At 68.5% G+C, this 21973-nt stretch carries 23 protein-coding genes; 13 read left to right on the forward strand and 10 right to left on the reverse strand.

The window, feature by feature from the left end; translation table 11 throughout:
* The first annotated feature begins 19 nt into the window (after nt 1–19).
* The gene (locus ACIBTM_RS25750) at nt 20–481 is read left to right on the forward strand and encodes a hypothetical protein (protein WP_395879683.1); all 462 of its coding nucleotides are present in this window, start codon (nt 20–22) and stop codon (nt 479–481) included.
* On the opposite strand, the gene ACIBTM_RS25755 is transcribed toward ACIBTM_RS25750, so the two are convergent.
* Nucleotides 438–1613: an ROK family protein gene (locus ACIBTM_RS25755; protein ID WP_395879684.1), complete on the reverse strand. Its 1176-nt coding sequence runs from the start codon at nt 1611–1613 to the stop codon at nt 438–440. The genes ACIBTM_RS25750 and ACIBTM_RS25755 overlap by 44 nt on opposite strands.
* A 93-nt stretch (nt 1614–1706) precedes the next feature.
* Here ACIBTM_RS25755 and xylA point away from each other — a divergent pair, with 93 nt between their 5' ends.
* A complete protein-coding gene (gene xylA, locus ACIBTM_RS25760) occupies nt 1707–2876 on the forward strand; it encodes a xylose isomerase (RefSeq protein WP_395879685.1) in 1170 nt (389 codons plus the stop codon).
* Here xylA and ACIBTM_RS25765 read toward each other — a convergent pair.
* Both ACIBTM_RS25765 and ACIBTM_RS25770 read right to left on the reverse strand, forming a co-directional pair.
* Nucleotides 2873–3877 (reverse strand): alpha/beta fold hydrolase, encoded by a 1005-nt coding sequence (locus ACIBTM_RS25765; RefSeq protein WP_395879686.1) that lies wholly within the window; start codon nt 3875–3877, stop codon nt 2873–2875. The two genes, xylA and ACIBTM_RS25765, sit on opposite strands and share 4 nt — an antisense overlap.
* A gap of 100 nt (nt 3878–3977) precedes the next feature.
* Nucleotides 3978–4733: a thioesterase II family protein gene (locus ACIBTM_RS25770; protein WP_395879687.1), complete on the reverse strand. Its 756-nt coding sequence runs from the start codon at nt 4731–4733 to the stop codon at nt 3978–3980.
* Between the two features lie 161 nt (nt 4734–4894).
* Between ACIBTM_RS25770 and ACIBTM_RS25775 the strand changes: the two genes are divergently transcribed.
* The 3 genes from ACIBTM_RS25775 to ACIBTM_RS25785 all read left to right on the forward strand — a co-directional run bounded on the left by ACIBTM_RS25775 (nt 4895) and on the right by ACIBTM_RS25785 (nt 6986).
* Nucleotides 4895–5284, forward strand: coding sequence for a hypothetical protein (locus tag ACIBTM_RS25775; RefSeq protein ID WP_395879688.1), 390 nt, complete (start codon nt 4895–4897; stop codon nt 5282–5284).
* Between the two features lie 113 nt (nt 5285–5397).
* Nucleotides 5398–6057, forward strand: coding sequence for a DUF998 domain-containing protein (locus ACIBTM_RS25780; RefSeq protein ID WP_395879689.1), 660 nt, complete (start codon nt 5398–5400; stop codon nt 6055–6057).
* A gap of 80 nt (nt 6058–6137) precedes the next feature.
* Nucleotides 6138–6986: a fructosamine kinase family protein gene (locus ACIBTM_RS25785; protein ID WP_395879690.1), complete on the forward strand. Its 849-nt coding sequence runs from the start codon at nt 6138–6140 to the stop codon at nt 6984–6986.
* Between the two features lies 1 nt (nt 6987).
* On the opposite strand, the gene ACIBTM_RS25790 is transcribed toward ACIBTM_RS25785, so the two are convergent.
* The gene (locus ACIBTM_RS25790; RefSeq protein WP_395879691.1) at nt 6988–7662 is read right to left on the reverse strand and encodes a TetR/AcrR family transcriptional regulator; all 675 of its coding nucleotides are present in this window, start codon (nt 7660–7662) and stop codon (nt 6988–6990) included.
* A gap of 92 nt (nt 7663–7754) precedes the next feature.
* On the opposite strand from ACIBTM_RS25790, the gene ACIBTM_RS25795 reads away from it, so the two are divergent.
* Nucleotides 7755–8480: an SDR family oxidoreductase gene (locus ACIBTM_RS25795; protein WP_395879692.1), complete on the forward strand. Its 726-nt coding sequence runs from the start codon at nt 7755–7757 to the stop codon at nt 8478–8480.
* A 19-nt stretch (nt 8481–8499) separates the two neighbouring features.
* Here the strand turns inward: ACIBTM_RS25795 and ACIBTM_RS25800 are convergent, their stop codons facing one another.
* From ACIBTM_RS25800 to ACIBTM_RS25815, 4 genes are all read right to left on the reverse strand, one after another.
* Complete coding sequence (locus ACIBTM_RS25800; protein WP_395879693.1) at nt 8500–8991, reverse strand: hypothetical protein; 492 nt, start codon at nt 8989–8991, stop codon at nt 8500–8502.
* A gap of 75 nt (nt 8992–9066) precedes the next feature.
* Complete coding sequence (locus ACIBTM_RS25805; RefSeq protein ID WP_125677397.1) at nt 9067–9330, reverse strand: amphi-Trp domain-containing protein; 264 nt, start codon at nt 9328–9330, stop codon at nt 9067–9069.
* 82 nt (nt 9331–9412) lie between these two features.
* Nucleotides 9413–10009, reverse strand: a complete 597-nt coding sequence (locus ACIBTM_RS25810; RefSeq protein WP_395879694.1) for a formylglycine-generating enzyme family protein — start codon at nt 10007–10009, stop codon at nt 9413–9415.
* Nucleotides 10010–10044: 35 nt separating this feature from the next.
* The gene (locus tag ACIBTM_RS25815; RefSeq protein WP_395879695.1) at nt 10045–11190 is read right to left on the reverse strand and encodes a Cmx/CmrA family chloramphenicol efflux MFS transporter; all 1146 of its coding nucleotides are present in this window, start codon (nt 11188–11190) and stop codon (nt 10045–10047) included.
* Nucleotides 11191–11566: 376 nt separating this feature from the next.
* Here ACIBTM_RS25815 and ACIBTM_RS25820 point away from each other — a divergent pair, with 376 nt between their 5' ends.
* Together ACIBTM_RS25820 and ACIBTM_RS25825 are read left to right on the forward strand one after the other, a co-directional pair.
* On the forward strand, nt 11567–12646 hold the full coding sequence (locus ACIBTM_RS25820) for a dihydrodipicolinate reductase (RefSeq protein ID WP_395879696.1): 1080 nt from the start codon (nt 11567–11569) through the stop codon (nt 12644–12646).
* The gene (locus ACIBTM_RS25825) at nt 12643–13122 is read left to right on the forward strand and encodes a carboxymuconolactone decarboxylase family protein (protein ID WP_395879697.1); all 480 of its coding nucleotides are present in this window, start codon (nt 12643–12645) and stop codon (nt 13120–13122) included. Before ACIBTM_RS25820 ends, ACIBTM_RS25825 begins: the two co-directional genes overlap by 4 nt.
* Nucleotides 13123–13178: 56 nt before the next feature.
* Here ACIBTM_RS25825 and ACIBTM_RS25830 read toward each other — a convergent pair whose 3' ends face one another.
* Complete coding sequence (locus ACIBTM_RS25830) at nt 13179–14720, reverse strand: GMC oxidoreductase (protein WP_395879698.1); 1542 nt, start codon at nt 14718–14720, stop codon at nt 13179–13181.
* A 173-nt stretch (nt 14721–14893) separates the two neighbouring features.
* Between ACIBTM_RS25830 and ACIBTM_RS25835 the strand changes: the two genes are divergently transcribed.
* Nucleotides 14894–15259, forward strand: coding sequence for an RNA-binding S4 domain-containing protein (locus tag ACIBTM_RS25835; RefSeq protein ID WP_073843358.1), 366 nt, complete (start codon nt 14894–14896; stop codon nt 15257–15259).
* A gap of 5 nt (nt 15260–15264) precedes the next feature.
* Here ACIBTM_RS25835 and ACIBTM_RS25840 read toward each other — a convergent pair whose 3' ends face one another.
* Complete coding sequence (locus ACIBTM_RS25840; RefSeq protein ID WP_395879699.1) at nt 15265–16242, reverse strand: DUF5937 family protein; 978 nt, start codon at nt 16240–16242, stop codon at nt 15265–15267.
* Between the two features lie 48 nt (nt 16243–16290).
* Here ACIBTM_RS25840 and ACIBTM_RS25845 point away from each other — a divergent pair, with 48 nt between their 5' ends.
* From ACIBTM_RS25845 to ACIBTM_RS25860, 4 genes are all read left to right on the forward strand, one after another.
* Complete coding sequence (locus ACIBTM_RS25845; RefSeq protein WP_395879700.1) at nt 16291–17478, forward strand: MFS transporter; 1188 nt, start codon at nt 16291–16293, stop codon at nt 17476–17478.
* Between the two features lie 24 nt (nt 17479–17502).
* Nucleotides 17503–18075: an NADPH-dependent FMN reductase gene (locus tag ACIBTM_RS25850; RefSeq protein ID WP_395879701.1), complete on the forward strand. Its 573-nt coding sequence runs from the start codon at nt 17503–17505 to the stop codon at nt 18073–18075.
* 99 nt (nt 18076–18174) lie between these two features.
* Nucleotides 18175–20496, forward strand: coding sequence for a cellulose binding domain-containing protein (locus ACIBTM_RS25855; protein ID WP_395879702.1), 2322 nt, complete (start codon nt 18175–18177; stop codon nt 20494–20496).
* Nucleotides 20493–21947, forward strand: coding sequence for a cellulose binding domain-containing protein (locus ACIBTM_RS25860; protein WP_395879703.1), 1455 nt, complete (start codon nt 20493–20495; stop codon nt 21945–21947). The genes ACIBTM_RS25855 and ACIBTM_RS25860 overlap by 4 nt, the downstream gene beginning before the upstream one ends.
* The last annotated feature ends 26 nt before the right edge of the window (nt 21948–21973 follow it).

Consider the following 21973-nt stretch of genomic DNA (forward strand, 5'->3'; position numbering starts at 1 on the left):
GACTGGGAGGAGGAATGCGGTGACGGTGGAGGACGCGGGTCAGGACTACCTGACACGGCAGATCGGGGCGCTGCTCGAAGCGATTCGCGAGGAGGGTCCGGTCGGCGAGGGCAGACGCAGTTTCCGGCTCGCCGGGCATCTCGCCGCGGAGGGCGGGTTCCACCTCGGCGACATCCTCGCCGCGACCGCGCAACTGCTGGCGGTCCACGCTTGGAACAACGGCTACCTCGCCGCGGCGGAACTGCTGACACGCCGCATGCGGGAGTTCGGCGCCGAGTCGGCCGAGCTGGTGCGGTACCTGGTGCGGCTGGAGACCGGCTGTGAGCAGGGCTGGCTCCCGCACGCGGATCGCGACGAGCTGATCGCCTACGCCCGGCGTGTCCAACGTGCGGACATCGAGGAGCGCGCGTTGTCCATCGAGGCGTCGTTGCCCGGGGTCACCGATCCCGAGCGTCCTGATCGGCTGGCGAGTGAGTCGTGAGATGGTGCTCGGGGTCAGCGAGGATGCCGCGGATCACCGAGCCGGCGGCGCCGCGTACGGCGGCCCCCGTGCCGAGCGCCGAGCGGACCACACGCACCGGCGACCACGCCGTGCTGGGCACGCGGCGTTCCAGTTCGGCGAGGAGCGGCTCACGCAACCACGGCTCCAGCCGCGCGTAGGTTCCGCCTAGCACCACCGCCGGAACGTCCATCAGATTGACCACAGTGGACAGTCCGACGCCGAGGTGCCCGGCGGCGGTGGTCACCGCGGACAGTGCGGCGGCCTTCCCGGATTCCAGTGCGGAAATCAGCTCGTCCACCGTTTCCGCGCCCGCGAGCCGCAGGATCTCCTCCTGGCCGGCCATACGTTCCAAACAGCCGTTCGCGCCGCAGGAACACGGCGGGCCGTCGGGCGCCACCGGCAGGTGGCCGATCTCGCCGCCCGCGCCGCGGACCCCCTCGAACAGGGCACGGTCCAGCACGATCCCCGCGCCGATTCCGATCTCGCCCGACACGTGGACGAAATCCGGCAACGCAGAACCGTGCCAGAGTTCGGCGAGTGCCGCGAAGTTCGCTTCGTTGGCGACGGTGAACGTCCCACCGAGCCGGTCGGCGAGGTCGACGTCGCGCCAGCCCAGGTTGGGGGCGAGCCGCACGAGGCCGGATTCGACCAGGCCCGGAACCGCGATACCGACGCCGCCGACCGGGACACCCAGCGCGTCCGCCTGCTTCCGGGCTTTACGCAAGAACGCCGATACGCGTTGGAAAACACGCGGGGTCCGGTTGTCCGCGTATCGGACCTCCTGCGCGCGGACGGCGCCGGTCAGATCGACGAGACAGGACGCCAGGTAGTCCACGCCGATCTCGATGCCGAGTCCGTGCGGACCGGTGGGGGAGAGCGAAACGACGGTGCCGCGCCGCCCGGGGCCGACGCGTTGCTCCGGTTCGCCTTCGGCCACGAGATCCGCCGCGATCAACCGGTCGACCACGGTCGACACGGTCGCCTTCGTGAGGCCGGTGACGGCGGCCAGGCCTGCCCGTGACGTGCCTGGACCGTCCGCGATCGCCCCGAGGACGAGTGCGGCGTTGTGCTGCCGCACGGTGTGCTGTCCCGCCGGGCGCGTGCCGATCATCGCGCGATTGTATTCGTTCGATGCCTGAACGAAAGCCTTGACCCGCCGGGGTGGGCGTCGATAAGTTCAGGCATCAAACTAATTGGAGGCGAGATGGCTCAGGCACCGACGCGTGAGGACAAGTTCAGCTTCGGGCTGTGGACCGTGGGCTGGCAGGCGAACGACATGTTCGGCCCGGCGAGCCGTCCTCCGCTCGACCCGGTCGAGGCCGTGCACCGCCTCTCGGACCTCGGTGCCTGGGGGATCACCTTCCACGACGACGACCTCGTCCCGTTCGGTTCGGCCGACACGGAACGTGCGCGGCAGCTGAAGCGTTTCCAGGGCGCGCTCGCCGAGACCGGTCTCGTGGTCCCGATGGTGACCACGAACCTGTTCAGCCACCCCGTCTTCAAGGACGGCGGCCTGACCAGCAACGACCGCGACGTCCGCCGCTACGCGCTGCGGAAGGTGCTGCGGAATCTCGACCTCGCCGCTGAACTCGGCGCATCGACGTTCGTGCTCTGGGGCGGACGCGAAGGCAGCGAGACCGACGCCGCGAAGGACGTCCGCGCGGCGATGGATCGCTACCGCGAGGGCATCGACTTCCTCGCCCAGTACGTCCTCGACCAGGGCTACGGCCTCCGGCTCGCGCTCGAGCCGAAGCCGAACGAACCTCGCGGCGACATCCTGTTGCCGACCATCGGCCACGCGCTCGCGTTCATCTCGACGCTCGACAACCACGAGATCGTCGGCGTGAACCCCGAGGTCGGGCACGAGCAGATGGCCGGGCTCAACATCGTTCACGGCATCGGGCAGGCCCTGTGGCAGGGCAAGCTGTTCCACATCGACCTCAACGGCCAGCGCGGCCCGCGGTTCGACCAGGACCTCGTGTTCGGCCACGGCGACGTGCTGTCGTCGTTCTTCCTGGTCGACCTGCTGGAGCACGGCGGCTACGACGGGCCGCGCCACTTCGATTACAAGCCGCTGCGCACGGAGAACATGGACGGCGTATGGGCCAGCGCCGAGGCCAACATGGCCAGCTATCTGCTGTTCGCCGAACGTGCCCGCGCTTTCCGCGCCGATCCCGAGGTGCGGGCCGCGCTGGACGCCGCCCTGGTCCCCGAGCTGGCGACGCCGACCCTGAACGAGGGCGAGACGGCGGCGGATCTGCTGGCGGACCGATCGGCTTTCGAGGACTTCGATCCGGAGAAGGCGGCGGAACGCGGTTACGGCTTCATCCGCTTGTCCCAGCTGGCGCTCGAACACCTCACCGGGGGCCGCTAGAACCGGTCGACATCGATGACGGCCTTGGCGAACTCCTCCGGTGCCTCTTGCGGGACGTTGTGGCCGATCCCGTTCAGGACGCGGTGCTCGTACCTGCCGGAGAACTTCGACCGGTACGCCTTGCCATCGGTGTTCGGGCCGTCGAAGTCGCTGCCGATCGTGATGGTGGGCACCGAAACCGCCGGCCCCTGCGCGAGCTTCTGTTCAAGCGCGTCGAGTTTCGGGTCTCCCTCGGCCAGGCTCAGCCGCCACCGGTAGTTGTGGATCACGATGGCCACGTGGTCCGGGTTGTCGAAGCAGGCCGCGGAACGGTCGTAGGTCGCGTCGTCGAAGGCCCACTTCGGCGACGCGATCTTCCAGATCAGCTTGTTGAAGTCGTGACGGTTCTTCGTGTAGCCGAGGATGCCGCGCTCGGTGGCGAAGTAGTACTGGTACCACCAGCCGAGCTCGGCGGTGGGGGAGAGCGGCTGCTTGTTCGTCTCCCGGTTGGTCACCAGGTAGCCGCTCACCGACACGAGCGCCTTGCACCGCTCTGGCCACAGCGCGGCGATGATCACGGCCGTGCGGGCGCCCCAGTCGAAGCCACCGAAGACGGCCTTGTCGATCTTGAGCGCGTCCAGCAGCGCGACGATGTCGGCGGCGATGGCGGACTGCTGGCCGTTGCGGAACGTGTCCTTCGACAGGAACCGCGTCGGTCCGTAGCCGCGCAGGAACGGCACGATCACCCGGTATCCGGCCGCGACCAGGCGCGGGGTGACGTCGACGTAGCTGTGGATGTCGTAAGGCCAGCCGTGCAGGAGGACCGCCACCGGACCGGCGGCGGGGCCTGCTTCGGCATAGCCGATGCTCAGTTCGCCGGCGTCGATCTGCTTGAGCGGGCCGAACGAGGTGTTCCCGCCGGTCGTGGCCGGTGCCGCCGCGGGCTGGGCCGAGCAGCCCGCCATGGTGGCTCCCGCTGTCGCGGCGACGACGGCCTGCGCGAACCTTCTCCTGCTGAGCATCCTGATTCCTCCCGCGAAACGCCTGGTACGGGAAGAAATTAAGGGGATGGCTTCGGGCCCGGCGACCGTCGGACGACGTCACCGGTGTAAGTCACCTCGGCTAGGCCACTTCCGGCTCGGCGGCCACGAAGGCCGCTTCCAGCCGACGGATCCGCGCCCAGAACTCGGCCTCCCGGCCGGATTCGAGAACACCCAGATAGCCGCCGGGGACGACGCGCCCCACGAACGGACCGGACGTCCACACCCGCCAGCCGCCCGTGGCGTCGTCGCCCGAAGCGGACGCGGGATCGTCGGCGCCGCGGATCGCCGCGATCGGGCACGAGAGCTGGGTCCTGGCCGGCCCACGGTAGGCGTTCAGCAGCTGGAGATCGCCGAGCAGCAGGTCCAGGGCGTACTCCCAGCCTTCGGGTGAATCGCGATAGCCCGCGACGGGGGTGAGTCCGGTGCGGCCGAACACCCGGCCCATCGCCGAGGCCCCCGCTTTGGCGTTCTTGTCGGGCGAACGCCGTTGCGGGGCGCAGGCGTCCACGACGATCAGCGCGCGAGGGGACACGCCCAGCCGTTGAGCCGTTTCCAAAGCGACGAAGGCGCCCATGCCGAATCCGATCGTCACGGAACGGGAGAACCAGGCCGTCGGCATCGCGGCGGCCGAGTACGCGGCGAGTTCTTCGACGGCCGAAGCAGGTGGTTCCGCGAGCATTTCCCCGTGTCCGGGGTATTCGACGCCTCGAACGTCCGCATCGGCCGCACCGGCGAGCGGCTCGAAGGCCTGGAGTGTGCCGCCGGCGGGCGGAAACAGCAGGTAGCCGCGGCCGTGACTGTCTGATGTGGACAGTGAAACGAGTGCGGCCGTCATGATCCGAAAGATACGCGCCATTAACCCGAATGGGGTAACGGTTCGGATTCGACCAAGATCAATTCACCCGCGAGGGGGAGCTCTTCGGGAAAAGATGCCCGGCCGTGTCGTATCTGGCTCTTCCCGTTCGACGTCCTGTTAAGAGCCGGAAGGAGAAAGCGATGAACACCACGACACTGGCCTCGACCACGCGGCTGAACCCGGTGAGCCGCACCCTGCCGGTTCTGCTGGCGATGGAGGACGACGCGGAAGACGTCGGCCGCCTGTCCCCGGACGACCGCCTGACCTGCCACGTGCACGGCCGCTGGATCCACGAATGCGTGGCTTCGCCGCTGCACGTCAACCCGATCACGCGGCATCGCTGGTGTCGTTCGTGCGCGACCGCGTTGACCGTCTCCGTCGACGAACTGTCCGGTGACGTCACGATGTTCTGCCCTCGGTGCGGCCACGGCGAAAGCGCCGCCTCCGCCCGGCTGATCGCCGCGTGCCGGGCCAGCCTGGCCGCCGCGCGCCGCCGCTCGACGAGGGCAATGCGTCAACGCGCCGCATGAGTGGGCGGTTCGTCCCGTGGCGAGGAAAGCGGGACGAAAGGACCCGGCGACGGGACGTCCGGCCCTGACTCGATGGCCTGCCGCGAAAAGACCATGGGGGCAGGAGGTCGAAAATGAAGAAGACCCTGCTCCTCGCCGCGGTCGCGGCGGTCGTGGTGTACGTCATCGGGGATTTCCTGGCGGCCTCCGCCTACGACGGTTACCGCTATCTGGACCAGGCGATCAGCGAGCTGAGCGCCTTCGGGTCGCCCGTGCGGCCACTGATGGTGACGGTGATCCTTCTCTACAACGTGCTCCTGCTCGCCTTCGGGATCGGCCTTCTCCTGGTGGCCCGGCGAAAGAGCCTGTGGTGGATCGGAGCCCTTCAGCTCACGCAGTTCGTGCTCGTGGGCATCGCGACGCACACGTTCTGGGCGATGAGCTCTCGTGGCAGGGCGACGGGGTTCAACGACACCATGCACATCGTCTTGTCGGGTGTGTTCAGCCTGCTCGTGGTGGTGATGATGGCGCTCTCGGCCGTCGCCTATCCAGGATGGTTCCGCCGCTACTCGCTCGCGACGATCGTCGTGGTCGTGGCCTTCGGGATCGCGTCTTCGCTCGCGATGCGCGGGATCGAGCAGAACGACACCCCGTGGGCAGGGGGATTCGAGCGCATCAACGCCTACGCCTACTTCGCATGGCTCGTGGTCCTGGCGGTAATGGTCATCCGCCACGAACTAGGCACCGTCCGCCCGGCTCCGCGAACAGATCGGGCCGAGGCCCCGCACGGCTAGGCGGATCGCCCGGCTCAATCGTGTGCTGGCGCTGCTGAACCGGGCGTCGTCCCATTCGTGGGCGGAGGTAGGTTGCGGGCATGACCCAGGTTTCCCCGCCTGCCGAGGCTGCCATGAGGATCACCGGCCGCGCTGTCGCCGAGCAGAGAAACCTCTCGAGCGGGGTGACCGAAGTGGTGCTGGACAGCGGCGACACCGTGGTCGTCAAACGAGGTCACGCCCGGAACGCCACGCTCGCGGAGGCCGCGGGCCTGCGATGGCTGGGCGAAGCCGGTGCCGTGCGGGTGCCCGGGGTCCGCGGCCATGACGACGAGTGGCTGGTCACGGAGCTGGTCGGCGGAGGACGGCCGACGCATCACGCGGCGGAGCGGCTGGGGCGGGGGCTCGCGGCGCTGCACGCGGCGGGCGCGCCCGCGTTCGGCGCGGCGCCGCCGGACGGGCCCGTCGACGCGTGGATCGGCTTGGCGCCGATGAAGAACACGCCGGGGGAGGACTGGGCGCGGTGGTATGCCGAGCATCGGGTCCTGCCCTATGTCCGCCGCGCGGTCGACGAGGGCACTCTGAACAGTGACGAGGCCGCCGTCGTCGAGGGGGCCTGTGCGCGGCTCCCGGAAGTGGCCGAACCTCCGGCGCGCCTGCACGGCGACCTGTGGAACGGCAATGTGCTGTGGGGACCTGTCGAAGCCTCGCTCATCGATCCGGCGGCGCACGGCGGCCACCGCGAAACGGATCTCGCCATGCTGCAGTTGTTCGGCTGCCCGTTGCTCGACCGGGTGCTCGCCGCCTACCAGGAGGTCGCCCCGCTCACCGACGGCTGGACCGACCGGATCGCCGCGCACCAGCTGTTCCCGCTACTGGTCCACACTGTCCTTTTCGGACGGTCCTATGCCGGGCAGGCGGTCGCGGCGGCGAAGGCCGTCGGCCGGTAGGTCACCGCGCGAGGCGGTCGAGCCATTCGGCGAGCATCGCGTGCTCGGCCGCGGTCAGCACGTCCCCGGGTTCCTTCTCCAGCGCGGCCTTGAGCGCGATCGCACGGCTGGGGATGTCCGACGCGTCGTCCGCGCTGTCGGTGGTGATGGCCGCGATGACGTGTTCGCGCGCGGCGACGATCAGATCCGGATCGCGTTGCTCGGGCGGGCTGGCGAGGAACGTAAGGATCACGCCCATCCCGGTCGCGTGCACCAGCTGCGCGGCCTGTTCGACCGGGACACGCAGCCTGCCGGCCCCGGCGATGCGTTCGACGATCCGGCGGAGCATCGCGTCCGCCTCGCGGCGGGCTTCACGGACGCGGGGCTCGCCGTACATGAGCATGTAGAAGGCGGGCTGCCGCAGCCCGAACTCGACATGCAGGTCCCAGCCTCGCCGCAGATCGCCCACCGGGTCGTCGGTCTCGCCGAGGGCGTGCTTCCCCTCCAGATAGCTCTTGAAGCCGTACGTGGCGACGGCGTCGAGCAGGCCGTCCTTGTCGCCGAAGGTCCGGTAGAGCGTCGGCGCCTGCACTCCGGCGGCGGCGCTGACCGCACGCGTCGACAACGCCTCGCGCCCGCCCTCCCGCAGAAGTTCCGCCGCCGCGCGGACCAACCGGTCTTTCGTCGTCAACGTCATGAATCGACGATAACACTCAGCTGGTAGCAGTGATCCGGTATCAGTGATACTGTTATCTCGTTATCAACGGAAACACCTGATGGGAGCATGTCATGGCACGCGTAGCGATCGTCACCGGCGGGTCGCGGGGCATCGGCAGGGAGTCCGCCGAGCGGCTCGCGTCCGATGGGTTCGCGGTCGTCGTCGTATACGGCGGCAACGAGGACGAGGCGCAGGCCGCGGTCGACGCGATCACCGGCAGCGGTGGCCAGGCGATCGCGGCCCAGGCCGACGTCGCCGACGAGCAAGCCGTCGCGGCCGTGTTCGACACCGCGGAGAAGACCTTCGGCGGGGTCGACGTCGTGGTCCACGCCGCGGGCATCATGTATCTCGCGCCGGTGGCCGAACTGGATCTCGACCGGCTGGACCGATTGCACCGCACCAATATCCGCGGCACCTTCGTGGTCGACCAGCAGGCCGCCCGGCGCGTCCGCGACGGCGGCGCGATCATCAACTTCTCCACGTCGGTGCTCGGTCTCGCCCTGCCGGGATACGCCGCCTATGCCGCCACGAAGGGCGCGGTCGAGGCCGTCACCCTGGTCCTCGCCCGCGAACTGCGCGGCCGCGACATCACCGTGAACGCGGTCGCTCCCGGCCCGACCGCCACGGCGCTGTTCCTCGACGGCAAGGACGAAGCGACCATCGCGAGCATGGCGGCGCAGCCCCCGCTCGAACGCCTCGGCACCCCGTCCGACATCGCCGAGGTCGTCTCGTTCCTCGCCGGACCGGCGCGGTGGGTCAACGGGCAGGTCCTTCGTGCCAACGGCGGCATCGTTTGATGGATCGGGCGACTACCGCTCACCCTTCCCGAGGCTCGGTGTCATCCACGCCGGCCCCGCGAAGGTCGGCCGAAGTGAACACAGCGTCCGCCCGCTCGCCGAGCAGGATGCCGAGAACCAGTTCCATCGTGTCGACGTAGGACTCCCGCAGCCTGTCTCGCAGTTCGACGCTCCGGCTCATCGACGCGAGCACAGGCCCGTCCTGTCCGGCCCGTTCCAGCACCTTGACGAGCAATCCGCCTTCGAGGAAACCCGAGGCTTTGACCTCCAGGTGCTTCCGGGCAGCGCTGCTGAACAGCATGAACAGGGCGGAGCCGTCGATCCTGTCGGAGATGCCGTCCCAGGTCAGTTCGAGGCCGAAGAGCGACTCCAGCCCTTTGAGCAGCCGTTCCCGGTAGGCCCTGAGGGCGTCGTTGTACGCGGAATCGTCATCGCTGAACCCGTGCGAGTACTCGGGCTGGGCCGCGAGGTACGCGAGGACGAACGCCCGGCGGTCGTAGCGTTTGGTCACCAGCGGACGGTAGCGAAGAAGCGGGCGGGCCCGCTGATGAAACACGAGCCCGCCCGGTCCTTTGTGGACAGAACGTCAGACGACGGTGCCCTCGGAGTCGTCGTCCGAGTCGGTCTCCTCGATCTTCCACTTCAGCTGGAACTCGACCTCTTCCTCGCCGTCACCGCGCTCGTGCTCGATCGAGAACTGCGCACGCGCGGGGACGCGGAACCGTTCCCCGGCGATCTGGATGCGGAACGAGGTCTCGGACTCCAGCGCGTCGGCGAGCCTGCGCAGTTTCGCGACGACGTCGGCGGTGGAGTAGACGCGTTCGACGTCTCGGGGAGCGGTTCCGGTCACGGTTTCCTCCAGAGGTCCGACACCCCGGCCGGGTGTCCTGGCGTCATTCAATCGGGTGATCAACACGTACGAGAGGCCGGGGTCACAGTGACCGAGCGAGGCGGAAGCCGACATCGTCGACGCGGAACGTGGGGTGGCTGCGGCGTCGCACCGAGGCCCGGCAGCTCCACTGCTCGTCGAACCAGCCACCGCCCTTCAAGACCCGGTACTCGCCGTACACCTCGGCGTCGTACACGTCCCAGCACCACTCCCAGACGTTGCCGAGCATGTCGTGCAGGCCCCACGCGTTGGAGGTCTTCCCGCCGACCTCGTGCACGGACTCCGCCGAGTTCTCGCGGTACCAGGCGATCTCGTCGAGCGGCCCGTAGCGGGGACCCGCCGTGCCGGCACGGCAGGCATGTTCCCATTCCGCTTCGGTGGGCAGCCGGTAGCCGTTCGCGGAGTGGTTCCAGGCCAGGGAATCCAGCTCATAGACGGGAGTCAGGCCCTCGCGTTCGGACAGGGTGTTACAGAACAGGAGGGCGTCCTGCCAGGAGACGTCGACGAGGGGAAGCCTGCCGGTCTCCTGGGTGACCGGAACCGGGGCGAGCAGGAAGGACGCGACATCGACGGTCCAGCTCCGCCGCGTCCGCCGGTCCGCCAGGGTCGCCCGGCCCGCCGGGACAGTGATCATCTCCATGGTCCGGCCGATGTTACCTATCCCGGCGTGCCTGCTCAGGAGCGAACCGGCGACCTCCTCCGCAGAGCGAACGGAAGCGCTACAAGCGCGATCGCCGCACTGATCCAGATGGCGTCCCGGTAGTCACCGGTCGCCCCCGTGACGAAACCGGCGAGCACCGGCCCCAGGAACGCACCGACGTTGAACGCGACCGTCGCGAACGAGCCACCCAGGGTGGGCGCCCCGGGAGCCACGTGCATGACCCGCGCGATGAGGGCGGAGCCACAGCCGAACGACAGTCCACCTTGGACGGTCGCCAGGACGAACAACGCGATCGGCTGCGCGCCGGTCGTGGCCAGTGCCGCCCAGCCGACCGGCAGGGCGCACAACCCGAGGACCAGACCTCGCCGGAGTTCGCCGTTCCCCTTGCGGCCCGCCACCGTGACACCGAGGAACGCGCCGATGCCGAACGCCGCCAGCAGACCGGAAACCGCTTCGGTGGGAAGGTGGGCGACGTCCGTGGCGATGACGGCGAGAAAGGCGAACGTCGTGAAGGTCGCACCGTTGACCAGCGCGCCGAGGAGCATCGCCTGTCGTACGGGTGGTGATTTCAGCTCGTGCACTTCGCGCCTGATCGAGACTTCGGACGGACTTGCGGCGTCGGCCGGTGCCGAACGGAACACCAGCACCAGCGCGGGAAGGCAGAGCGCGGCGACCGCCCAGAACGCGGAACGCCAGCCCGCGAGATCACCGAGGACGGCGCCCGCGGGCACTCCGGCGACACACGACAACGTGATACCCGCCAACAGGATCGCGGTCGCCCGCGCTTGCTTCCCTTGGGGTGCCAGCGCGACCGCGACCGGCATCGCCACGGCGAGGAATCCGGCGTTGACCACCGCCGCGACGACCCGGGTACCGAACAGCAGCGGGAAGCTCGTCGTGACGGCGCCGATGACGTGCACGACGACGAAGGCCGCCAGGAACCCGGCCAACGCTCGCCGTCGGGGCCAGCGCGCGCTGAGCACGGCCATCGCGGGAGCGCCGACGATCATTCCGATGGCGTAGGCCGACGTCAGCGCGGCGGCCGCGCCCACCGGGACCGACAACTCACCGGCGATCCCCGGTACGAGACCGGAGGCCATGAATTCGGAGGTGCCTTGCGCGAAAACGGCAAGGCCGAGGACATAGACGAACAGGGGCAACGGACGACTCCCAAGTGGAAAGTGAACAGGAGGAGCCGTGCGCTGGACAGGAGGAAACCCGGCCGGACGCACGGAACAGCGCTCCGGTCACCGGGAGGCGAGAGGACCTAACGGCAGGACAGGAAGACTCGCCGCCGGATGACCGGCGGCGGTGTTCTGTCCGACTCGGGGCTCGTCACGAGAGCGCACACTACACAGACACCGTCCGACCGGTCCAACGGTTATTGCCGGTCACCGGAGAAAACGGCGTTCGTTCCGCGTACCGGAACGCTTTCGTTGCCCCGTCGAATGAACCCGAGTAATGCACTCTGACCTGCGGTTTTCGTGATTGTTTCGGTACTGGGAACCGAACTTCGATTCGGTTAACCTCGACTTCATGATTCCCACGGTTGTCTGGGGTACGGGCAACATCGGCCGTGCCTCCATCCGGGCCGTCGACGCGCATCCGGCGCTGGAACTCACCGGAGTGCTCGTGCACGATCCCGCGAAGGCCGGCCGTGACGCGGCCGCGCTCGCCGGGATCGACGGCGAACTGGGTGTGGCGGCGACCGATGACGTCGAAGCGGTTTTGGCGGCGGGGCCACGGGCGGTGGTGTACGCGGCGTCCGGTGACATCCGGCCGGCGGAAGCGCTGGCCGACATAGTCCGCGCGGTCCGGGCCGGGGCGGTGGTGGTGACCCCTGCGCTCTACGCGCTGTACGACCAGCGCAACGCGCCGGAGGAACTGCGTGAGTCGGTGCTCGCGGCGATCGCGGACGGCGGTGGTTCGCTGTTCGTCTCCGGGGTGGATCCCGGATGGGGCAACGACATCCTGCCGTTGCTGATCAGCGGGCTCGGCACCACCGTGGACGCGGTCCGCTGCCAGGAGATCTTCGACTACTCCACCTACGACCAGCCGGATTCCGTCCGCTATCTGGTCGGGATGGGGCAGCCGATGGACTACCAGCCGCCGATGCTGGCCCCGTCGGTACCCACGATGGTGTGGGGCGGGCAGGTTCGGCTCATCGCCCGCGGTCTCGGCGTCGACCTGGACGAGATCCGCGAGACGCTCGATCGCCGCCCGCTGGAGGAAACCGTGACCACGCGGGCGATGGGCGAGTTCGAAGCGGGTACGCAGGGTGCTGTCCGGTTCGAAGTGCAGGGGATCGTGGACGGTGAACCCCGCATCGTCATCGAGCACGTCACCCGGATCCACGCCTCGTGCGCGCCTGACTGGCCCATGCCGCCCAGCGGTGACGGGGCGCACAAGGTGATCATCGAAGGCCGTCCCAGGATCGAAGTCTCGGTCGAGGCCACCGACGAGGGCGAGAACCGGTCCGCCGGCGGCAACGCGACCGCCGTCGGCAGGCTGGTCGGCGCCATCGACTGGCTCGTGGACGCCGAACCGGGCCTCTACGACGCACTCGACGTCCCGTTGCGACCGGCCACCGGCAAGCTCGGAAGGAGCGCGCGATGAACATCGACATTCCCGAGGGCAAGGACCCGATCGGCTACGTATGGGGCGAGATGGTGCCCGGGATCGGGGTCGCGGCCTCGAATCTCTCGCTCGCGGTGTACTCGCACACCACGCTGGGGTTGCGCGAGTTCGAGGCGGCCAGGCTGCGGATCGCGCAGATCAACGGCTGCGTCTTCTGCCTGGACTGGCGGACTGAACGCGACGGGGTGAAGGTCGAGGAGGAGTTCGCCGACGCGGTGACCGAGTGGCGCACCACCGGCGCGTTCGACGAGCGGACCCGGCTGGCCGCCGAGTACGCCGAACGCTACGCGCTCGACCACCACGGCATCGACGACGAATTCTGGAAGCGGATGGCCGAGCACTACAGCCAGAAGGAGATCGTCGAACTGAGTATGAGCATCGGTTCGTGGCTCGCCTTCGGGCGGCTGAACCACGTTTTGGGAATCGACACCGTCTGCGTTCTTCCGAAGCTATGACGGTGTTGTCCAAAGAATAGGCCGGGGTGGCGGCCCCGGCCTATTTCAGATCGTCGTCACAGATCGGTGGCGACGATCTTTTCGATGTTCCTTTCCGCCAGCGCGGTAATGGTGACGAACGGGTTCACCGAGGTATTACCCGGAATCAACGCACCGTCGATCACGTAAAGGCCCGGATATCCGTGGAGCCTGCCGTAATTGTCGGTCGCCTTGCCGAGCACCGCGCCGCCGAGCGGGTGGTAGGTGAGATGGTCGCCCCAGATCTTGTACGCGCCGAAGAGGTCGGTCCGGTAGATCGTGCCCTCCTTCGCGTTGATCTTGTCGAAGATCGTCTTCGCCATCTCGATCGACGGCTGTTTCCAGGCGGTCTGCCAGTTCAGATCGACCTTGTTCGCGCTCGGGTTCCAGGAGAACGTCGCGCGGTTGGGGTTCTTGGTGATCGACAGGTAGAACGAGGCGTAGGTCTCGATGCCGGTCGGCAGCGGGGCGACCTCGGCGAACGCGCCGCCCGCCGTCCAGTTGTCGATACCCGCGGTGGGGATGGACGATTGCAGTGCCCCGGTGGCGTCCCACATGTGGTTCGCTCGGCCGCACATGACGTTCCCGTTGTCGCCCCAGCCTTTTCCGACCTCCTCGCTGAGGTTGGGCAGCGCGCCGGTCGCCCTGAGCTTGACCAGCAGCTTGCTCGTGCCGACGCTTCCGGCCGCGAAGAACACCTTGTCCGCGGTGACCGCCTTCGTCGCCGTCACCGTGCCTCCGGTGTCGAGCTGCTCCATCGCCACGGTGTATCCGCCACCGGACGCGGGCGTGACCGACGTGACGCGATGCAGCGCCGAGACGGTCACCCGCCCGGTGGCCTTGATCCGCGGGAGATAGGTCTGCTGCAACGACTTCTTGCCCGCGTTGTTGCCGTAGAGGATCTCCCCGGCCAGCGCGGACCTCGGCACGGTGCCCGCCTGTTCCTTCTTCATGTAGTCCCAGTCGTACACGTCCGGGACGAACAGGAACGGGAAACCGGACCGCTGCGCGTGTTTCCGGCCGACCCGCGCGTACTGGTAGCACTCGGCGGTCTCGAACCAGTCCGGGTCGATGGTGGCGACGCCGAGACCCGCGTTGGCGCGCGGGTAGTAGACGCCGTACATCTCGTCCGCGTTGACCGTGGGCAGGACCGACCCGAAGTTCTCGCGTTTCGGCGTGACGGCCATCCCGCCGTTCACCAGTGAGCCGCCGCCGACGCCGCGGCCCTGGTAGACGGTGATGCCACCGAATTCTTCGGCGTCGAGGATCCCGATGTGGCGCGGGACGTCCTTGTCGAGCGGGAAGCCGAGGAAGTTGCTCAACGGCTGCTTGGTCCTCGTCCGCAGCCAGAAGGAGCGATAGTCGGGCTTGGTGGTGTTGGCGAAGATCTTGCCGTCCGTGCCCGGGGTGTCCCATGCCATGCCGAGTTCGACGAGGTGGACGTCGACGCCGGCTTCGGCGAGCCGGAGCGCGGCGACACAGCCGCCGTATCCGGAACCGATGACGAGCGCCGGGATTCGGGCGGCGTCTGCGATCGAGCTTTTCGCGGAAGCGGTCCCGCCGAGGGCAGCGACCCCCAAGATAGAACCAGTTCCAGCAATAAAGAGGCGACGGGATAACTGTCCAGAAGCGCTTCTCCGTATGGTTTCGTCGCTCACGTGATCTTCCTCACCGTTGAGGGATTTAGAACAAGTTATACCTGCGTCTATACCGAGTGGCAATAAAGACGGCCGATAGGCCACTATGTACTGCTGTGGAGTCCACTCGAGTTGATCGCTGGCTGTGGGCCGTCCGGCTGACCAAGACGCGTCCGGACGCCGCAGCGGCGTGCCGTGGCGGCCATGTCCGCGTGAACGGCAAACCGGCCAAACCCGCGACCACCGTCGTGGCGGGTGACGAGGTCCGTGCGCGGGTTCACGACACGACGCGGATCTTGGAAGTGACGCGGGTGATCCAGAAGCGGGTCGGTGCCGCCGACGCGGCGACCTGTTTCATCGACCGGACGCCGGCGCCGCCGCCCGAGGCGGCCGTACCGGTCGCGCGGCGGGAGCGGGGCGCGGGGCGTCCGACCAAACGGGAACGCCGCGTACTCGACCGTTTCCGCTCCGGAGAGCACTGACCGGCCTACCCGTTGGCACACAAGGTGTCACCGAGTGCCGAGCGCGCGTAGAAAACCTCCCGTCCGGTCCGATGCCGGGTGATCAGGCCGTTGTCGTGCAAGACCTTCAGATGCTGACTGACCGCGCCGGGCGCCATCGACAGCCGGCGTCCCAGCGCGGTCGTCGTCACGCTCTCGGACAGGGCGACGAGGACGCGGGCACGGGTCCGTCCGATCAAGGCGTCGAGGGCGCCGGTGGTCGGGATGATGTCGCGCGCCCACACGGTGGCGACGCCCGGCGCGGGGTAGACGAGGCTCGGCTGGTACGGCTCGGCCATCACCGCGGTGTCGGGCCAGTGGAAGACACTGGGGATCAAGATCAGGCCGTCTCCGCCGAGCGGCCCGCTGCGTTTCCACGCGCGGGTGCGCACCTTCAGCCGCCCGTCGTTCCATGAGATGTTGGGATGCAGATCGTTGAACAGCGCCCCCGCCCCGTCTCGGGCCAGCTGGCGCGAGCGGCGGAGGATCTCCGCTTCGAACAGGCCCCGGATCTGCGGCCAGTACCTGGTCAGCGCCGTGTCCCAGTAGAGCCGGAGTTCCTCGGCCGCCCGCGCGACCCCGGCGGCGGGGTCGTCGAGGAACCGCCGCACGACGTCGCTCGCGGCGGCGGGAACCCGGGAGGCCTCCGCGACGGCTTCGCCGAGATCGGCACGAGTGATCTGGTCGAGCTCGGCGTCGATGTCGGGGACCGGGCTGGCCGGTGGCGGGGTCAGGAAGTCCGCGAAGTAGGCGCCGAGCGGGACCAGCGCGAAGAGCAGACGCAGATCCAGTTCGCGCAGCAGTGGCCGGACGGCGCGGATCCAGGGCAGGTGTACCGCGTGCCGTCCGGGGTCCTGGAGCAACCGCAGGCTGGCGATCGCCTCGGAAGCGGGGGAGAACGCGAAGCGCAGCCGGGCGAGGTCGCTGGAGGTGAAGTCGAACTCCGCCCACGAGGATTCAGGCACGACTGAAACGTTTATCGGCTCCGGGACCTCCGGTCAACGATGGACCGCATGATCACCCTCACCTCTCCGGCCACTGGGCCGCTGTCGCTGCCGCGTCCGTTTTGGATGTTGTGGCTGGGCGTCCTCGTCAACCGCGCCGGTGCGATGGTGCAGCCGTTCCTGTCCGTCTACCTGACCCGCGTACAGGGCTTCGGGATCGGCGAGACCGGCGCCGTGATGTCCGTGTTCGGGGTCGGATCGGTGCTCTCGCACGTGGTGGCGGGCCGGCTCGCCGATCGCTTCGGCCGCCGCGTCACCTTGACCGGCGGCATGCTGGCGACCTCGGCGTCGATGGTCCTGATGGGCGCGGCGACCGGGTTCGAGCTCGTGGCGCTCACGGCGTTCCTGCTCGGGCTGACCATCGAGTCCTACCGTCCCGCGTCACAGGCCATGGTGGCCGACCTGGTCCCGCCCTCGGTCCGGCCGCGGGCGTACGGCCTGCTCTTCTGGGGCGTGAACCTCGGTTACGCCGTCGCGATGGTGGCGGGCGGCTGGTTCGCCGACCGCGGTGCGACGGCGATGTTCGGCGTCAACGCCGCCGTCGCCCTCGCCTTCGCGGTGCTCGTGTGGCGGGCGGTGCCGGAATCCAGGCCCGCCGCGGTGGCGGGAGGTGGCGCTTGGCGCCTGGTACTCCGGGACCCGTTGATGCTCGCCTTCAGTGTCGTGGTGACCGCCTACGGCGCCATGTACGCCCAGGCGTTCACGACCCTTCCGCTCGCCATGGCCGGGCAGGGGATCACCGGTGTCCACTTCGGACTGGTCATGGCGCTCAACGGCCTCCTGATCGTCGCCGTGCAGCCCTTGGTCGGAAAGCGGCTCTCGCGGCTCGATCCCAACCGGGTCCTGGCTGCCGGGACGGCGGTCGTGGCCACGGGGTTCGCTCTGACCGCCTTCGTGCACGACGCGGAAGGGCTCGCGTTCACGGTGGTGATCTGGACGGTGGGGGAGATCGCGGTCGCGGGCTCGATCCCGACCATCGTGTCCCTCCTGTCGCCGCCCGCGTTGCAGGGCACGTACGCGGGGCTTTCGGGGATGAGCTGGTCGGTGGGCGCTGTTCTCGCGCCGGTACTCGGCTCCTTCCTGCTGCCGTTCGGGCCTGGCGCGCTTTGGGGCGGCGTCGGTCTGGTGGGTCTGGCCGCGGCCTTCGGTGCCGCGGCCCTGGGCGGCCCGGTGCGGCGCCGGGCCCGCTTCCTCTGATTCGGTTCGACAACGAGAAAGGCAATGAGCATGACCTACGAAGTCGGCTATGTGGTCGGCAGTCTGTCGCGCGATTCGATCAACCGGCGGCTGGCGGGAGCGCTCGCCGGGCTGGCGCCACAAGACATGCGGTTCACCGAGATCCCGATCCGCGACCTGCCGCTGTACGACCACGACCTCGACCCGGACTTCCCGTCGGCGGCCCGGGAGCTGAAGCGGGCGATCGAGGGATCTGACGCGCTCCTGTTCGTCACGCCGGAGTACAACCGCTCGATCCCGGGGGCGCTCAAGAACGCGATCGACTGGGCGACCCGGCCGTGGGGGTCGAACTCTCTCGACGGGAAACCCGCCGCGGTGATCGGCGCGTCGCCGGGACTGATCTCCACAGCGGTGGCTCAGCACCATCTGAAGAGCATCCTGTCCTTCACCAACTCCCCGGTGCTGGGCCAGCCTGAGGCCTACATCAGGTACACCGACGGGCTGATCACGGACAACGGCAAGGTGACGGACGAGGGGACCGAGGCGTTCCTCCGCCGCTATCTTGAGGCCTTCTACACCCATATCTCGACGTTCAATCGTTCACATACATGGACGTGATTCACATCCGTTGACGGACGCCAGGGACGTGAACTATAAAGGCGGGGTCCGGGTGTACACGCCGCAACACCTTCCGTCAGTCCGTCACGGAGGTTTCGGGTGTCCCGAAAAAGTCCTCTTCGTCGTGCCGTCCTACCGGCGGTCGCCGCCGTGGTCGCCACCGTCGCACTCCTGCAGGTACCGCCCTCAGCGGCGGACGCGGCGCCGGGACCAGGCGCACTGGCCGGTCTCGACCTCGGCGCGGCCAATCGCCGCGCGCCGGTCGCCGGCCTCTACGACTGGTCGAAAGCCGGGTATCGCGGTGGTGCCGCGCTACCCGGCTCCGGTGCGGTGAATCCGAACGCCACCTGTCAGGTCACCGCGGCCGAACTGGCGAGCCAATACAACGTCAAGCCCGACGACGGCGCCGACGACACGAACGGGATCCAGGCGGCGATCGACGGGATCAAGAGCGCGTGCTCGCCGTCCGGGAGTCACACGAAGCTGAGCACGATCAGCTTCCCGGCCGGCCGGTTCGACGTCACACACGAGATCCACGTCGACGCCGACTACCTGATCCTGCGCGGCGCGGGCAAGGACGCCACGAAGTTCGTCTACAAGCCGGACGCGAACACCCTTTACGACACCCTCACCCCGGACGGTTCCGACTGGGACGAGGACGGGATGACCTCGGGTGCGGGCAAGGGTGGCTGGTTGTGGCCCGGTCGCGGGTTGTTCCGCGTCCAGTCGAGGGGAGTGCACACGTCCTACGCGAGCGACTACGCCGCTGCTCCCGCGAACCGCAAGGACATCTTCGAGGGCACGATCAACGTCCACTGGAAGGCCGGGGTGAAACTGCGGGGCAAGCCGGGTGACACCGCGTTCGCCGCGCGCATGGGCGACAAGGTCGTCCACCTGGCGAGCAGTGGCGCCCTGACCTCGCTCGCCGCCGGGAACCTGGTCAACATCCGGGCGGCCAACTCGCGGAAGTTCTACGAACAGCAGCAGGCGACGCCGACGACGTTCCCGTTGCTGAACATGCACATGCGCCAGCAGATCTTCACGATCGCGGCGCTCGACACCACGGCACGCACCATCACCCTCGACAAACCGCTGGAGTACGACGTCCCGGTGAACTCCACTTCGGACGGTTCGGCCCCGATCGACGGCGCCACCTACGACTCGAAGGCGGCGCCGCTGGTCGACCCGGTGCTCGGTGTCGGGTTCGAGAACCTCGGCTTCACCCAGGAAATGCCGGGCCTGAATCCCGCGGAGGCGAACAACAACTACGGGAACATGGCGCCCGCCGCGGAGATGCACGGGATCGTGTTCAAGTGGGCGGCCGACTCGTGGGTCCGCGGTGTCCGCGCGGACATGACCGGGTCACACCCGATCGTCACCGAGGAGGCGAAGAACCTCCAGATCGTCGACAACGAGCTCAACGGTTCGTGGAACAAGGGCAAGGGCGGCAACGGCTACTTCCGTGGCTCCCGGGTCTGGGATTCGCTCTACGCGGGCAACACCTCGACCCTGCTGCGGCACTTCACCTTCCAGTGGTCCGCCGCGGGCAACGTGGTGATCGGCAACTCGTTCGACTCCGACCTGAACCTCCACGGGGGCTGGGAACGCAACAACCTCTTCGAGCTCAACACGGTCAAGGTCCCGTATGCGCACCGGTCCGGGAACTGCCGCGCCAACTGCGGCGAGGAAGGCGGCGGCGGGCCCGACGACTCGAACTGGTTCCCGATCTGGTGGGGCGCGGGCAAGAAGGCCGTCAAGTGGTCGGGTGCCTCCGGCCACCGCAACGTGTTCTTCAACAACGCCATGACCAAACAGCTCGCGGACAACGGCCCGTATAACGACTTCTACGCCGACCGGCACCGCGTCTACTCCTTCGGGTGGGACGGCACCGCCTACAAGCACCTCGACATCGGCGGCACACCGATCGCCGACTGGGCGAAGAACGAGCAGCGGGACTACACCGGCGGGCACGGGGTCGACGCGTCCAAGACCGACGCCGCGTCGTCGCTGTTCCTGAAGTCCGTCGACGGGACACCGCCGTCTTCCCCGACCAGCCAGAGCCCCACCACGTCCACGTCCTCGACGACGCCGACCCAGAGCCCGGGTGCCTGCCTGAACGCGACCTTCACCCGCAAGTCGGTGTGGGACAGCGGCTACGGCGCCGGCTTCACGATCAGTAACACGTGTTCGGCCTCGGTGGGTTCGTGGGCGGTCGAGTTCGACCTGCCCGCCGGGACGACGATCACCGGTTCCTGGAGTTCGGTGCTGACCAGGACCGGGCAGCACTACCGATTCGGGAACGCCACCCACAACGGGAGCGTCAAACCCGGCGGCACGGCGACGTTCGGCTTCAACGCCGCCGGCCAGGGGCTGCCGTTCGCCTGCTCGATCGCCGGAACGAAATGCGGAGGCACGGAATGACGAGGAAACGACTGCTCGCGGCGCTCGCGGCCACGGCGTCGGCGGCGGGGCTGTTCGGTGCCGTCGTCGCGGCCGAGGCCGCCGCGCCGAGCCTGACCGCGACGTTCGCCCAAAGCTCGGCCTGGGACAGCGGATACGGTGGGAAGTACACGCTGGCCAACGCGGGGGACGCGAACAGTACACAGTGGACGATCGAGTTCGATCTCCCCCAGGGCACCGCGATCACCACGTCGTGGAGCTCGGTGCTCACCAGGACGGGGCAGCACTACAAGGTCACCAACGCCGCGTTCAACGGCACGATCAAACCCGGCGGCACGGCGTCCTTCGGTTTCAACACCACGGGGCTGGGCCTGCCGACCGGGTGCACGGTCAACGGCAGCCCGTGCGGGGGAGGAGCGCCGACCACGACCACCACTCCGCCGTCGCCGACCAGCACGACCACGAGCACCCCGCCGACGACCACCAGCGTGCCGTCCGGGGACGTCGTCGACGTGAGTACCGCGGCGGAACTGCGGGCCGCGCTGGCCTCGGCGAGCCCGGGCCGGACCATCCGGCTGGCCGCGGGAACGTATCGGGGTTCGTTCGTCGCGACGAAACCCGGCACGGCGGAGGCGCCGATCACGGTGACCGGACCGTCGACGGCGGTCCTGATCAACGACGGCCCGTCCGGTGAGGCGCCGTCCTGCCCGGCTCCGACGGCGGGCTGGGATTCCGGGTACGGGTTCTGGCTCTACGGCGCGCCGTACTGGCACCTCAAGGGCTTCACCGTGCAGGAGTCGAAGAAGGGGATCGTCGCCGACAACTCGCACCACACGGTGCTCGAAGGGGTGCGGGTGCACCGGATCGACGAGGAGGCCGTGCACTTCCGCCGTACCTCGGCCGACAGTGTCATCCGTGACTCGACGATCAGCCACACCGGGCTCGTGCAGGCCGGCTACGGCGAGGGTGTCTACCTCGGCTCGGCGAACTCGAACTGGGCCTGTCACGGGAACTCCGGCGGGGTCGACCGAAGCGACCGGATTCAGGTGCTCAACAACCACATCGGACCGTACGTCGCCGCGGAGGGCATCGACGTCAAGGAGGGCACCGCGGACGGCGTCATCCGGGGCAACACCTTCGACGGTCAAGGGGTTTCCGGGCAGAACTCGGCCGATTCCTGGGTCGACGTCAAGGGAATCGGATACGTCATCGAGGGGAACACCGGCACCTTCGCCTCGCCGGGAACCTTCGCGAACGGCTACGAGACGCACAATCCCAGTACCACCCCGTCGTTCCCGAACGGCTGCGGGAACGTTTGGCGGGACAACAAGTCCGACCTCGGCGGCGTCGGCCAGTACGCCATCAAGATCACGTCGACGTCGAAGTGTTCAGTCCGGCCGAACGTCGTGTATGCGTCCAACACCGTGTCGAGGGCGGTGAACGGGCTGACCAACGTCCCCGTCACGCCTTGACGGACGCCGGTGACGGGAGCGGCGCG

The sequence above is a fragment of the Amycolatopsis sp. NPDC049868 genome (genome assembly GCF_044461365.1).
Classification (GTDB): domain Bacteria; phylum Actinomycetota; class Actinomycetes; order Mycobacteriales; family Pseudonocardiaceae; genus Amycolatopsis.

What these genes read in the sequence shown, in the direction of transcription:
- ACIBTM_RS25755 (WP_395879684.1), bottom strand. Translation starts at nt 1,613, where the DNA reads ATGATCGGCACGCGCCCGGCGGGACAGCACACCGTGCGGCAGCACAAC.
- xylA (WP_395879685.1), top strand. Translation starts at nt 1,707, where the DNA reads ATGGCTCAGGCACCGACGCGTGAGGACAAGTTCAGCTTCGGGCTGTGG.
- ACIBTM_RS25765 (WP_395879686.1), bottom strand. Translation starts at nt 3,877, where the DNA reads ATGCTCAGCAGGAGAAGGTTCGCGCAGGCCGTCGTCGCCGCGACAGCG.
- ACIBTM_RS25770 (WP_395879687.1), bottom strand. Translation starts at nt 4,733, where the DNA reads ATGACGGCCGCACTCGTTTCACTGTCCACATCAGACAGTCACGGCCGC.
- ACIBTM_RS25775 (WP_395879688.1), top strand. Translation starts at nt 4,895, where the DNA reads ATGAACACCACGACACTGGCCTCGACCACGCGGCTGAACCCGGTGAGC.
- ACIBTM_RS25780 (WP_395879689.1), top strand. Translation starts at nt 5,398, where the DNA reads ATGAAGAAGACCCTGCTCCTCGCCGCGGTCGCGGCGGTCGTGGTGTAC.
- ACIBTM_RS25785 (WP_395879690.1), top strand. Translation starts at nt 6,138, where the DNA reads ATGACCCAGGTTTCCCCGCCTGCCGAGGCTGCCATGAGGATCACCGGC.
- ACIBTM_RS25790 (WP_395879691.1), bottom strand. Translation starts at nt 7,662, where the DNA reads ATGACGTTGACGACGAAAGACCGGTTGGTCCGCGCGGCGGCGGAACTT.
- ACIBTM_RS25795 (WP_395879692.1), top strand. Translation starts at nt 7,755, where the DNA reads ATGGCACGCGTAGCGATCGTCACCGGCGGGTCGCGGGGCATCGGCAGG.
- ACIBTM_RS25810 (WP_395879694.1), bottom strand. Translation starts at nt 10,009, where the DNA reads ATGGAGATGATCACTGTCCCGGCGGGCCGGGCGACCCTGGCGGACCGG.
- ACIBTM_RS25820 (WP_395879696.1), top strand. Translation starts at nt 11,567, where the DNA reads ATGATTCCCACGGTTGTCTGGGGTACGGGCAACATCGGCCGTGCCTCC.
- ACIBTM_RS25825 (WP_395879697.1), top strand. Translation starts at nt 12,643, where the DNA reads ATGAACATCGACATTCCCGAGGGCAAGGACCCGATCGGCTACGTATGG.
- ACIBTM_RS25845 (WP_395879700.1), top strand. Translation starts at nt 16,291, where the DNA reads ATGATCACCCTCACCTCTCCGGCCACTGGGCCGCTGTCGCTGCCGCGT.
- ACIBTM_RS25850 (WP_395879701.1), top strand. Translation starts at nt 17,503, where the DNA reads ATGAGCATGACCTACGAAGTCGGCTATGTGGTCGGCAGTCTGTCGCGC.
- ACIBTM_RS25860 (WP_395879703.1), top strand. Translation starts at nt 20,493, where the DNA reads ATGACGAGGAAACGACTGCTCGCGGCGCTCGCGGCCACGGCGTCGGCG.